The sequence below is a fragment of the Parapedobacter composti genome (assembly GCF_900112315.1).
GTDB classification, from domain to species: domain Bacteria; phylum Bacteroidota; class Bacteroidia; order Sphingobacteriales; family Sphingobacteriaceae; genus Parapedobacter; species Parapedobacter composti.
The window spans coordinates 76,926-89,811 of the sequence record NZ_FOLL01000015.1 but is presented as its reverse complement, the minus strand read 5'-3'; the positions used below and the strand labels follow the sequence as shown (position 1 = coordinate 89,811).

The window sequence follows — 12,886 nt, the reverse complement described above, 5'->3', positions numbered from 1 at the left end:
ATAACTAGTTACCATCCCGGATTCTGGACCAAATTTTTATTCACGATCAAGTCGTTTTCGCGAATCGGCCAGAAATAATCCTTTAGCGCAAAAGTCTGGTTATACAGCACCCGCTCCCGGTAATAGGCCTCCGCTGTAACCTGGTCGACGTCCCACCCAGATATCGGCTGATTCAATTCTTCCGGCGCCGTTTTCCACCTACGCAAGTCCCAGAAACGTTCGCCCTCTAATGCCAGTTCGATACCCCGCTCATGGCGAATGATTTCCTGCAACCCCTCGGCAGTCGTGTACTTATTCGGGTTCCGGGAATGCGCTGTCCAGGATTCAACCACGCCCTCCAATCCAGCTTTAGCCCGGATCAGGTCCAGAAAACGAATACTCTCGTCATTCGAGCCATTCAATTCGTTCAACGCTTCGGCGTAAAGCAAGTAGAGGTCGCCCAATCGCAGCATGACCCATGGCCAATTGACCGTAGTGTACGTTCCGGTATTTACCGAGGTATTAGTATAATTGATCCATTTTTTTGCATAATAGCCCGTTACGGAATGCCATCCTACCTGTACCTTACCCCCGATCTGTTCTTTTTTGATCTGAAGGTAATAAGGGTCTTCATCGTCAAACCGCCCCTGGCCATACCAAACGCCACCATCAAATCCTAACGTTCCGTAGAAGCGGGGTTCGCGGTCGAAGTTGAGCCGGGATGTGGTATACCCTTCCTTGATCCGGTATTTGTCCTCTGCGGTACTCGTCCGTAATGCAAAGCGCTCCACATAACCGAATTCAGTATCCTCATCGATTGGCACCCCGTTCTTTGAGTAAAACAGATTGACCACTTTCATCGTTACACCAATACTGCCATTGGGTTCCTGATTTCCGATATGGGATGCTTCAAGCACACGCGGAGCAGCCCATACCTGCAGCTCGCGGGTAGTGCTGCCGGTGTTGGCCCAGATAATTTCCGGGTTCCACCGTTCGGTAAGGGTACCTCTGGCATTCAGATGAAGCCGTGTTTCTTCCGAAATATTCCTGGTTTGCTGACTTCCTTCAAAATCGAACAAGTCGTAGCCCAATGAATGGCACAAATCGATCGCCTCCTTACAAGCTGCGGCGGCCTTTTCCCATTTTTGTGCGCTGTAAACTGTATTAAACAACGGCGTACCATCGGAGTTGGCAAAGCCTTCGTAATCCGCATTTCCATTGAAAAGTGGGCTGGCGGCGTAAACCAGTATTTTAGCTTTCATACCCAGGGCAATAGGTTTCGTAATCCGGCCAAGTTCCGAATTTTCATCGCGGACCGCATTGGGTAAATCCGGTGCCAATTCGTCGATCAGGTTCACAATGTAATCAAACACCTCGTCGATGGGCTTACGCGAAATACGTACTTCTTCTCCCGAGGCGGAAATAGGCAGATTTTTGTCAATGATCGGAATCGGCCCATACATACGTAGCAGGAAAAAGTGGTAATATGCCTTCAGAAATTTCACTTCTGCCGCCCATTGCGCTTTCTCGCGATCATCCATATCCGGCACCTGCTGGATATTCTCCAGAAAAATATTGCACTGACTGATCCCCATCCACAGTGCTGTTGCGGCATTCGCTCCGTTCCAATAGTCCAACACCGGATTGTTTACATTCTGGTTGCCCAATGCAACCACCCAATTGGACCACCAGGTTTTGTCTGCTGAGAGCCATAGCTCGTCGCCACCGAACATGCCGGGGTTTTGGTACATATCTCCCATTTTCGGAAGAAAAGAATAACACGTAAACAAATACTTCTCTGCCGTGACTCGCATGCGGAAAGCGTATTCCACAGTCGCGACATTATCGGGAACGATATCGAGGTATTTTTGGCAGGAGACGGTCAGGCACATCACCAACCCACATATAATTGACTTAAAGATCTTCATTACTTTCTATGCTAAAAAGTTAGATTAACACCCAGGTTATAAACGCGCTGGAGCGGATAGCCCAACCCGTTGCCTCCCATCTCAACATCCCATAACTTGAAGCCGCTCAACAACAAGAGGTTAGTACCACTGAGGTAAATCCGCAGATTTTTCATATACATCTTCTCTGCTACATTCTGCGGAAGCGTATATCCAAACTCCGCCTGTTTCAGCCGCACGAACGCACCGTCATTCAACCACCAGGTGCTGGGCTGCATATTGTTCAGTTGAGTCTCGGTGCTAAACCTTGGCCAACGGGCATATAAATCCGGATTTTCCGAGGAATAATGGCTATCCGCAAACGCTTTGATAATTTGCTTCCCGCCAACAAACGGCTGGACATTGGACGGCCCGGTTACGTATCCTCCCGTAGCGGCGTCGTAAACCGTGCCACCGGTCCAAAAAGAAGAGTAAGCCGACCCCTGGAAAAACGCCGAAAGGTCAAACCCCTTGAATCCGATGGAAAAACCGCCGCCGTAAATAATTTCCGGAACCGTCGGATAGCCGATCGGCACCATGTCCAAAGCGGTGATTTCCCCATCACCGTTGACATCTTTGTACTTGATGTCACCCGCAACATTCGTTGTACCGAAATTCTGGGCGGGGGAGTTTCTCACTTCATTGTCGTCTACAAACAACCGCTCGGCGATGTACCCCCATTGTTGGCTGAGCGGATAGCCGATCCGGGATTTCCACCATTCTCTTTCATACAGCGGCTCTTCGTATGTCAGGTACTTGTTGGTTGCATACGTGAAATTTCCACGTGCCTGCATCCATATCCCGTTGGAAAAACTATGGGCATAATCAACGGAAACATCAATCCCCTGGCCTTCCGCTTCTCCCACATTGGCCCTTACGGGTGCGGTCAGTCCCATGGTAGACGGGATATCCGCGCGGTCCATCAGGATCTTTGTACGTCTTTCCCTGAAATAATCGGCTTGGATGGTTATCTCATTGAACAGCCCGAGTTCCAGTGCCAGATTCGTCTTATAGGACTTCTCCCAGGTAATGTCGGTGTTGGAATACCGGGTGATGTCGATACCGGTCAACGTTCTTCCGGATTCCCTACCGAAAGAGAATCCCCGGTTTGCGGCATTCATCTCCACATTTGAAAGGTAGAAGAAACGGTCTGTGGCAGAACCAATGGCATCATTTCCCACCAGCCCGTATGTTGCACGCAGGCGTAAATTGGTGATTTTATCTTTCAGCGTTTGCCAGAACCGTTCATTGGAAAGGGTCCACGCCACCCCGAATGAAGGGAAAAATCCAAAACGTTTGTCTTCATAGAACCGTTCGGAACCATTGTAGCCAAAATTGAACTCTGCGAAATACCGGCTGTCGTACGCGTAGGTTGCCCGTCCCGAAACGCCGAAATTCCGCGACGGCAACGAGAGCTGCAAGCTACCTGCCCGCGCATCCATACCAGACCGCATGATAGAAACGAGCATACCGCTCAGATTGTGGCGCTCGGCAAAGGCACGGTTATAATTCAGCGCCGATTCCATGTAAAAGACGCTTTGCTGCTCCCGAAGATCCGGATTTAGCGTGAAACTCAGGAACTCCTCACCGGCGGTTTCGTTGAAAACGCCAATGGAATAATCCAGTGTCCGTTTGTCGTATGATTCCAATTGGTAGAAAAACGGCTTATAGGCCCGTTCAATGTCAAAACGCGAGATCCGGTTGGTATTAAACATGGTCCGGAATGTCAGGCCTTCTGTAAGGAAAGCTAAGTCCTGCTTCAATTCCAACTGGGCCATCATCAGGGATCGGTTGTAATCTTTATATCCCTTGACCATATCCGCGTAAGGGTTCAGGAATGCCCTACCAGACACACCGCCAAACATGATGTGCTGTACATGCTGATGTTCTTCATTTTTGGGATAATAGGGCAGGAAATCAACGGGGCTGGTGCGGATCACCGTGTTATAAATTTCGCCACCTCCCTGAATCGGCCCCGTATAGTCGTCAAAGTTTCCGTTTAACCGCACGATCAACTCCGTTGATTTGGTTAAATTGATGTTGACGTTGGCCCGCAATGTATAGCTTTTGAGATCGATGTTGTTATTGAAGTTATTAACGGGGTCTACGCGGAGCACACCATTATCCTGTGCAAATGATCCCGCTACATAATAACGGGCCACTTTGCCGCCGCCGGAAACGTTCAGGTTATAGCGGTGATTGATCGTCTGGTCCTTGAACAGCGCTTTCCGCCAATCAACCGCAGGAAAAATCACGGGGCTGACCCCTTCTGCCGTCATATCGATCTTTTCCGAGCTATAAAGCGGTTCATCAAATGGGTTCCGCGCATATTGTGCTTCGTTGTAAAGCCTCATAAACGTTACCGGATCGGCAAGTTCGATGTTCCGGGTCGGCGCTGAGAGCGAACTTTCCGCACGGAAGAATATCGATGCGGTACTTTCCTTTCCCTGTTTAGTGGTTACGAAAATCACCCCGTTGGCACCTCTGGCGCCGTAGAGCGCCGTCGATGTCGCATCCTTCATAATGGAAAAACTCTCGATGTCATCGGGCCGGAGGCGGGCCAGTTCCGTTACACTGAGTTCTACGCCGTCGATCAGAATCAGCGGGTCCACCTTACCGGTGCCGAATGAAGTGACTCCCCGGATAAAGAAATCGGCATTATCCTGGCCCGGTTCACCGCTGCGTTGGTAGGCGATGATGCCTGCTGCCTGGCCGGCGAGAGCCGTCGTTAAATTGCTCGACGGTACACGCAGGTTTGAAGGTTTGACAGAAGTGACCGATCCCACCATATCCGTTTTCTTCTGTGTACCGAATGCGACAACAACCACCTCGCCGAGCTCTGATTGATCTTCCTTTAATACAATGACCAGATCGGATTGCGTAACCGGAACTTCCTGCGTGACGTAACCGGTATACGAAACAACAAGCACTACCTCATTGCCAATGTCAGGAAAAGCAAATGCCCCGTTTTTGTCTGTTTGGGTCCCCACACTTGTCCCTTTGATGGTAACGGACGCACCCGCCAACGCCACCTGATTGGAGTCGACAACAATCCCTTTGATTTGCCTTTGATAGAAAGCATGCTCGGCCCCATAGAGCGTCTGGCAGCAAGGCAACAAGAAAATCGCAAAGCCGAATAGCCATTTCGCCCGTGTCAACCGTAATAGCGAGCTCATGAATAAGATTAAAAGATGGTACTTTTTTTTCATACTGTTAATAAGTTTTTTACTGATTGGATTCGTTCGTTTTAGATTTCGACAGGTTGGATTCTACATATAGCTATTTTATTGTGATTGATTATTCCATCAACGCGTGTGTTGATCGATGCCCGTATCCGGCATAAAAGCAGAGATAAGCATAACATAGTATGGGCAGTATAAATGCAATCGTCCATCCATAGTTATCTATCAGCACACCTTGCAGATAAGGCACTACCGCACCACCGACAATAGCAGTTGAAAGCAGGCCCGACGCTTGGGTAGTATAGCCACCCAAACCTTTGATTGACAAAGAAAATATAATGGCAAACATGACTGAGTTGCATAATCCTACTGCGATCATTGTCCAAACCGCAAAGTAGCCGCCTGAACCAATGGAAGTCCCGATCAACACAATTGAAGTGATGGCGACGTAGGCCAGTAATACCTGTGGCCTGACGATTTTCAGCAGCAGCGAACCGACCAGTCTACCTATGAGCATGCCGCCCCAATAGAATGCAACGTAACTATTGGCCGCGTGTTCCTCAATGTGCAACAGCTTGGCGATATAATTGGTTAGAAACGTACCGATGGCTACTTCCGCCCCTACATAAGCAAAAATGCCCAACAGTCCGAAATTAAGGTTACGGAATGAAAATATTCCGCTGGCAATTTTCTCCTCGGTGCTTACGGACGGGGAGCCGATGCTGATTTGAGGTAAAGACAAAAAAGAGACTGCCCCCGCAATTAGTAACAATACCCCTCCGATAGCTAAATAAGGGATGCTGACCGCGTCGCTTGACACGCCGGAATCAGAAAGTCTTGACAGTATAAAATGCGCACCAAAAAGTGGAGCTACGGTCGTTCCTACTGACCCTACGCCTTGCACCAGTGTAAGCCTTGACGAAGCTGTTTCGGGTTTTCCCAGTAAGGTGATGTAAGGATTGGCGGCAACCTGCAATAAGACGATGCCAATTGCCAAAACGAATAGTGCACACAAAAAAAGCGGGTACTGGTGCCACCATGAAGCAGGCAAGAACAAAAAGGCGCCCACGCCAGAAATTGCAAAACCGATCACCATTCCCCGCTTATAACCTACTTTGTTCACAATTTTCCCTGCAGGAATGGACATGACCGCATATGTCAGAAAAAAATAGAACTGGACTAACGAAGACTCGGCATACCCTAGCGTAAATCCGGCTTTGAAAAAGGGGACCAACGTATCATTCAGACAGGTAATGAATCCCATCATGAAATACAATACCGCCAAAATGGTCAGTGCCAGTGTATCACGTTGTCCACCGGTTTGGCTGGCCGCGGATTGATCTGTGGGTACAAAAGCCATATTATTTATCCTGAATTATCAGCTGTCGTTGTTTTTCTGCGATTGCCTCCATTGTTTTCCACAATTGATACAATCCCCGCGGTATGTGAAAGCAACCCTTCCATTTTCCGCCCTTGGAGGGCAACAGCACTTCGCCATGGCGATTCAGGTAGCCATACCACTCGCCGAATTCCATATCAGGAAAATGTGCCCATGTGTAGTCGTGTAGCTTACTAAACCATTGGCTAAACCGTTCATCGCCGGTATGTAGATAGCCTTTTGCCAAACTGATCAGCGCCTCGATGTGTACCCACCATAACTTTTGGTCCCATTCCAATTGCTGTAGTGGCTTTTGTTCGACATCCAAAAAGTAAAAAATACCGCCATGTGTGCGATCCCACCCGTACTCCATAAGTTGCAGGGTAATATCTGCGGCCTTTTTCATCAGTTCGTTATCGCCTGACCGCTCCGCCAGATCCATCATAAACCACATCGCTTCCAATCCATGCCCCGGATTAACCAACCGGCCCTCAAAGGAATCCGAGAAACTTCCATCCAGGTTAACCGCCTCTAAAATCACCCGTTCATCGGGGCGGTAAAAGGTTGTCATTACTTCGTTGATACCATATTGGATGGTATCCGTAACCAAGGGGGCATCCAGTAGATGCTCCAGTTCAAGGACAAGATTGCAAAGAATCATCGGCAATGCAAAGTCTTTCAAGTTACGCGTGCCCGGCACGCCCTTCGCATACTTCCCCTTCGGATTCTGACGTCGCTTCAAAATGTTATTAAATGTATCACGTCCAAGATTCCCGTGATTACTGAGACCGGTTGCTTGGAACAACTGACCGAACGCCATCGCTGCAAAACAGTCGGAAAAGATATTGTATGGTTGAACAAGAGGTTTTCCTTCCCGGTTAAGTGCGAAATACCAATTCCCCTCGGCATCTCGGCCATGCTTTTCTAAAAATTTTGCGCCCGCAAGGGCGACATCCAACCACTCCTGCCGTTTTTCGAGCTTATTGTACAGCATGGAAAACATCCATATTTGACGTGCCTGCAACCATACAAACTTATCGGTATCATATACTCTCCCTTTCCGATCCAAACAGGTAAAATATCCGCCATTTGTCCAGTCTACGGCATTCCTCTGCCAAAAAGGGATTACATCACTTAATAGATTATCCCGGTAAAGTTTCGCTAAATTCTCTGCATCTATCATAGTAACTCAGTTATAAAATGGCCACGATCAACGTTTTCCATTGGCCTCTTTCTGCTTAATTTTCGTCCTACCCCTTGTTTATTTCGGTATAATTGGCTGTTAGCGTTTCCAATTGCACCACTAAATAATAACATATTTTCAAATTAAGCAAATTATTATTAAATTATTTTTTTATATATGTTAATTTTATCAATTTTATTTACATATAATAATGGAATCCGATTGTTCAAAGGAATAAAAATGGGGGATTCTGTGCTTACAATTTCAGTCAAACACAAGAATCATTGCTATTTTTAATTTTTTTTAAAAATATATATCTTTGCCTAGCTAACATCCATTGAGCATATCCCAATATAATGACGCAGCAGAGCACCACTTTTTTCGAAGACTTACACAGCCCCGAATTGTCGGGTGTAGCTTATAAAAACGTACAATTAAAAAAACGTATTTTAACACTGTTTGCTAATGATGGAAACACTACCCTTACGGATCTTAGCAAAACATTAAATATCAGTATCCCAAAAGCCAACGAACTGGTCAACGAATTGATCGTTGATGGCCTGGCAAAAGATTATGGGAAAACCGGCTCTGGTGTCGGTCGCAAACCCAATATGTATGGATTAGAACCCGATTCGGCATTTTTTGTGGGTGTCGAGGTGAAAAATTTTTACATCAATATCGGTCTAATGGACTTCAAGCGCAATCTCATTAAGGCTTCCATGGAAATTCCGTACCACCTCAATAATACCGAAGATTCGCTGAATATACTGTGCTCCTCCATCGATGGATTCATTGGCAATAGCGCTGTACCCTGGGAAAAAATCCTGGGCATTGGAGTAAACCTTACCGGCCGTATCAATTACCGCACGGGCTATAGCTACAGTTTTTTTAATTTCCACGAGGACCCGCTAAGTAAGATCATTGAATCTGTCGTCGGAATCCACACGTACTTAGAAAACGATTCCCGGGCAATGGCTTATGGCGAATTTTGCAGCGGCGGCGTCAAAGACGAAAAGAACGTTTTGTTTGTTAACCTCGATCACGGTATCGGTATGGGAATCATGGTCAACGGCCAGTTGTATTATGGCAAATCGGGCTTTGCCGGCGAACTCGGCCACATTCCGATGTTCAGCAACGAAATCCTATGTCACTGTGGAAAAAAAGGGTGTTTGGAAACAGAAGCTTCTGGACAAGCGCTCACCCGCCTTTTCCAAGAAAAGATAAACCAAGGAGCCAGCAGCATCGTCACCAATAAGCGTGCTGACCCCGATGATATCATGCTCGAAGACATCATCGAAGCGGCCAACAACGACGATACCCTGGCCATCGAACTCATCACCGAGGCCGGCGAGAAAATTGGGAAAGCCATGGCCACACTGGTCAACCTTTTCAATCCCGAGCTCATCATCCTCGGCGGCGCACTGGCTGCAACCGGTGACTACATCAAGCTGCCTATCAAAAACGCACTCAATAAGTATTCACTCAGCCTGGTCAATAACGACACGCAGTTGACCATCTCCCAGTTAGGCGATAAAGCCGGTATCATCGGGGCTTGCCTGCTCGTAAGGGACCGGCTGCTGGCCATCACTTCGTGACGGGAGACAGACGGCGCTCCGTCACGGGCCGGAAAGATACACGGCCAAGGGATTATAGATTATACATACAGCTTATCATAATACTCCCTGGCCATCCGCCCGCTGTCAAACGCCACACGGACATCCGCCATACTCTGCTTCACCATGCCGGTCCATTCCTGCTGCCGCTGGTAATACATCGGCAATACGTGCTTCTCGAGCAGCTCATAGAGGTGATAGGCATCGTGGTTATCCTGCTCATTGACATCGAGGTGCCGGTAATCGGCCTCCGGCACCAAAAACCCGTTGACACCCGGTTTAATAAACTCCGGTATCCAGCCATCGTTGGTCGACAGGTTGAGCGCCCCGTTCATCGCGGCGGTCATCCCGCTGGTTCCCGACGCTTCGCGCGGTATCCGCGGATTATTGAGCCAGATGTCGGCGCCCTGCTTCAATAGCTTGCTCAGGGCCAGCTCATAGCCCGTGAGCACGGCCACATTCGGATACCTGTGGCTGAGCTGCACAAGGGAATTGAACAGGTCAATGGCGCCCTGATCGGCAGGGTATGGCTTGCCCGCCCAGATCAGTTGCACCGGGTATTGGGTATTCGACACCAGCCGCTCGAACCATTCACGGTCGCGCAGCAGCAGGTCGGCGCGCTTATACCCCGCAAACCGCCCCGTCTGGTCGGCCACGGTAAGGAATGCCCGTCTCTTCAGCTCCTTTTTGCGCACAGCCAGGTGAGCATCATCTCCCCGGGCCGCAGCCTCATAAAGTTCGGTATCCGCCCAGTAGCGGTAGTCTGCGCATTCGTGATGTGGTCGATCTCGCAGATATCGCCATGCTTCTCCCACATCCCGCGCGAGACGTGCCCGTGCAGTTCAGACACCCCGTTCGCCTTTGGCCAGCCTTAATGCGGCGAGGGAGAGGTTGAACGAATCGTCATAAATCCCGGTGGCTTCCTGCACAACCGCCTTGGACAATCCGCCGAAATACCCCATTTCCAAACATAGGTCGAAGGGGTGTTTCTCGTTTCCCGCCTCTTCGGGCGTGTGCGTGGTGAATACCAGCCGTTTGTGCACCTCGGCTTTGTCGTTGTGCAGGTGGAAAGCCACCGGCAGCGCATGGGCCTCATTCAGGTGGTATACCTCCGCATCGTAACCCAGCAAATCGAGCAGTTTTCCGCCGCCGATGCCCAAAACCATGTACTGCGCCAGCTTAGTCGCCGTGTTACCGTCATACAGCCGGTAAGAGATGGTGCGTGAAACCTCATCGTTTTCGGCAAAGTCGGTCGTCAGCAGGTAGAGCGGAGCGCTTCCGAAGACATAGGGCGGCAGGTAATAGGCCTTTACCCACACATCCGCACCGTGGATGTTAACGGTGAACGTGATGCCCGTATCTTCCAGGTAAGCATATAATTTCTGCTGCCAGTCCACGCACAGGGTCTGGTCCTCATTGCGGCCCTGGTCGTAGTAGCCCAGCTTCCAGAGCATGCCGATGCCGACCATATGCTGCCCGAGATCATGGGCACTGCGCATATGCGATCCGGTCAGGAAGCCGAGGCCACCGCTGTAGATTTCCAGTGCCTGGTCGATAGCGAATTCCATGGAGAATAAGCCACCCGTTTGCTGAATGGTTCCTGCACAGGATAGGGGAATGGGGAAAGTGAAGCTGCCATAGCGATTGCATATTGTTGTGCCTAAACTTAGACAAAGTTGCGTTGATATACAATAATAATCGTTTTTAATCCGCAGCACCTTTATTCACCACTGCCCTGCCTGCAAAAGGAATTCATGATTTCCCCACAGTTTCCAGAAAGTACAGCCAACGCATCCTTAAGTAATAAGTATATTATCCGTACATTATAGGTATTTTATAGGGACTTTACAGGGGCAAATACGAATTTAATACGAATAATATACTTTTAAAATACGATATATATTTTATACTTCTAAAAAACGTCGTACCTTTGGGTAATAACCATTCAGGAAACAGGATATGGCAATATTCAAGAACGGGCCAAATGGCAGCTTCAGCGGAAAGGTGGGAAGCGTGTGGGCTATAAATGGAAAGGCCTCGATGTAATCCGCGGACTACCGCGCAAGAGCCACAAACCGCGCAGCGAGGCCCGGTTGGCCAATGAACAGGCAATGAAACTCATCATGAGCGTACTGACGCCGTTGAAACTCTTCATCCGCATGGGCTTCCGGTATGCGGCGGAACCGTTGAACATGAGCGCCTTTAACCTCGCGCTGTCCATCAACAAAAAACATGCAATTAAAGGCCAGTATCCCGACCTGGAAATCGACTGGGATAACCTGCAAATAAGCAAGGGTAACCTCGCCGGAATCAAAAGCCTGGCCGCCGAATGGACCGACACTGGCCTCCGTGTCAGCTGGGATACAGACACCGGCAACGCGCCGGGCCATGCAGCAGACCTGCTGTCACTCGCCGTGTATTCGACCTCGGAAGATTACTGGTGGCCCTTTTTCAATGCGGCTACCCGCGATGCCGGTGAATGCGAACTATCGCATGACAAGGACTGGCATTCCTTCGAGGCGCATGTCGTCGGCTTTTCCGTGTCCTACACCGGAGACGCGGTGTCCGACAGCAGGCACGTGCATGTCCCCGCCCGCAGCTGAAAGGCCGCCATTCCGCTAAGACAAACAAACAAAACCACCCTGAAGGGCCAAAAGCTACATCACGGTTGATAGCTTCTGCAATCTCCTTGCGGCGGCCACTCCCCTGTCCGCAAGCGGACAACAGGTGTCCGATATCGGACAGTCCTCAAATCATGAATACTTCATGCGGCTGATTATGGGCAATTTGAAAAATTGGAACGATAATGTATAGGGTGGCTTGAACAATAACGAACAACGATTAAACGGCAAAGAACCACGCACATGCCACCGGTTGGTGGGCGGCTGCTATAAAGCAACATAATATGATCAAGATTACCGAACTGCAAAAATTTTACCGCACCGAAGAGGTGGAAACCATGGCACTCAACAACTTAAGCATCCATGTAAAGGAGGGCGAATTTGTGGCCGTGATGGGCCCATCGGGCTGCGGCAAATCGACTTTGCTTAATATTGTGGGGTTGCTTGACGATCTCGACAGCGGCAGCTACCTATTTAATGGCATTGAAGTGGCAAACTTCAACGAGCGGAAACGCTCCGACCTGCGCAAGCACAACATCGGGTTCGTCTTCCAGAGCTTCAACCTCATCGATGAACTTACCGTATTCGAAAACGTAGAGCTGCCGCTCATCTACACCAAAGTGCCTGCTGCCGAGCGAAAGAAACGAGTGGAGGAGGTGCTGGAAAAAGTACAGATCATGCATCGGCGTAACCACTTTCCGCAACAGCTTTCCGGTGGCCAGCAGCAGCGTGTAGCGGTGGCCCGTGCAGTTGTAAATCGGCCCAAACTTATTCTGGCCGACGAACCGACAGGCAACCTCGATTCCAATAATGGCAATGAAGTGATGCAACTGCTCACTGAACTCAACGAAGCCGGCACGACCATCGTTATGGTAACGCACAGCGAGCACGATGCCCGTTATGCCGATCGTATCATCCGGATGCTGGACGGACGAGTACTGATGGAAACTGTCGGTTAGCGGCGATGCGAACGGTAAGACGCAA

Annotated in this window: 9 protein-coding genes; 3 read left to right on the top strand and 6 right to left on the bottom strand. The window is 49.3% G+C overall.

Going from position 1 to position 12,886, the window contains the following annotated elements; translation table 11 throughout:
• Nucleotides 1-8: 8 nt before the first annotated feature.
• The 4 genes from BM030_RS14830 to BM030_RS14815 form a co-directional block, all read right to left on the bottom strand.
• Nucleotides 9-1,907: a RagB/SusD family nutrient uptake outer membrane protein gene (locus tag BM030_RS14830; RefSeq protein WP_090974390.1), complete on the bottom strand. Its 1,899-nt coding sequence runs from the start codon at nucleotides 1,905-1,907 to the stop codon at nucleotides 9-11.
• An 11-nt stretch (nucleotides 1,908-1,918) separates the two neighbouring features.
• Nucleotides 1,919-5,101 carry a SusC/RagA family TonB-linked outer membrane protein gene (locus BM030_RS14825; protein ID WP_170845759.1) on the bottom strand — a complete coding sequence of 1,061 codons (3,183 nt, stop codon included), beginning with the start codon at nucleotides 5,099-5,101 and terminating at the stop codon, nucleotides 1,919-1,921.
• A gap of 121 nt (nucleotides 5,102-5,222) precedes the next feature.
• Nucleotides 5,223-6,467: a sugar MFS transporter gene (locus BM030_RS14820; RefSeq protein ID WP_090974388.1), complete on the bottom strand. Its 1,245-nt coding sequence runs from the start codon at nucleotides 6,465-6,467 to the stop codon at nucleotides 5,223-5,225.
• Nucleotide 6,468: 1 nt separating this feature from the next.
• A complete protein-coding gene (locus BM030_RS14815) occupies nucleotides 6,469-7,668 on the bottom strand; it encodes a n-acyl-d-glucosamine 2-epimerase (protein WP_090974387.1) in 1,200 nt (399 codons plus the stop codon).
• A gap of 356 nt (nucleotides 7,669-8,024) precedes the next feature.
• Here BM030_RS14815 and BM030_RS14810 point away from each other — a divergent pair, with 356 nt between their 5' ends.
• On the top strand, nucleotides 8,025-9,263 hold the full coding sequence (locus tag BM030_RS14810; RefSeq protein ID WP_090974386.1) for an ROK family transcriptional regulator: 1,239 nt from the start codon (nucleotides 8,025-8,027) through the stop codon (nucleotides 9,261-9,263).
• 59 nt (nucleotides 9,264-9,322) lie between these two features.
• On the opposite strand, the gene glgP is transcribed toward BM030_RS14810, so the two are convergent.
• Together glgP and BM030_RS20260 are read right to left on the bottom strand one after the other, a co-directional pair.
• The gene (glgP, locus tag BM030_RS20265) at nucleotides 9,323-10,096 is read right to left on the bottom strand and encodes an alpha-glucan family phosphorylase (protein ID WP_244518973.1); all 774 of its coding nucleotides are present in this window, start codon (nucleotides 10,094-10,096) and stop codon (nucleotides 9,323-9,325) included.
• A 27-nt stretch (nucleotides 10,097-10,123) separates the two neighbouring features.
• On the bottom strand, nucleotides 10,124-10,849 hold the full coding sequence (locus BM030_RS20260; RefSeq protein ID WP_244518971.1) for a hypothetical protein: 726 nt from the start codon (nucleotides 10,847-10,849) through the stop codon (nucleotides 10,124-10,126).
• A 369-nt stretch (nucleotides 10,850-11,218) separates the two neighbouring features.
• Between BM030_RS20260 and BM030_RS14800 the strand changes: the two genes are divergently transcribed.
• Together BM030_RS14800 and BM030_RS14795 are read left to right on the top strand one after the other, a co-directional pair.
• The gene (locus BM030_RS14800; RefSeq protein WP_317615116.1) at nucleotides 11,219-11,884 is read left to right on the top strand and encodes a DUF6266 family protein; all 666 of its coding nucleotides are present in this window, start codon (nucleotides 11,219-11,221) and stop codon (nucleotides 11,882-11,884) included.
• Nucleotides 11,885-12,186: 302 nt separating this feature from the next.
• Nucleotides 12,187-12,861 carry an ABC transporter ATP-binding protein gene (locus BM030_RS14795; protein ID WP_090974384.1) on the top strand — a complete coding sequence of 225 codons (675 nt, stop codon included), beginning with the start codon at nucleotides 12,187-12,189 and terminating at the stop codon, nucleotides 12,859-12,861.
• Nucleotides 12,862-12,886 lie beyond the last annotated feature (25 nt).

Bases quoted from the DNA above. Each gene is read 5' to 3' on its own strand.
- BM030_RS14830 (WP_090974390.1), bottom strand. From the start codon at position 1,907: ATGAAGATCTTTAAGTCAATTATATGTGGGTTGGTGATGTGCCTGACC.
- BM030_RS14825 (WP_170845759.1), bottom strand. From the start codon at position 5,101: ATGAGCTCGCTATTACGGTTGACACGGGCGAAATGGCTATTCGGCTTT.
- BM030_RS14820 (WP_090974388.1), bottom strand. From the start codon at position 6,467: ATGGCTTTTGTACCCACAGATCAATCCGCGGCCAGCCAAACCGGTGGA.
- BM030_RS14815 (WP_090974387.1), bottom strand. From the start codon at position 7,668: ATGATAGATGCAGAGAATTTAGCGAAACTTTACCGGGATAATCTATTA.
- BM030_RS14810 (WP_090974386.1), top strand. From the start codon at position 8,025: ATGACGCAGCAGAGCACCACTTTTTTCGAAGACTTACACAGCCCCGAA.
- BM030_RS20260 (WP_244518971.1), bottom strand. From the start codon at position 10,849: ATGGAATTCGCTATCGACCAGGCACTGGAAATCTACAGCGGTGGCCTC.
- BM030_RS14795 (WP_090974384.1), top strand. From the start codon at position 12,187: ATGATCAAGATTACCGAACTGCAAAAATTTTACCGCACCGAAGAGGTG.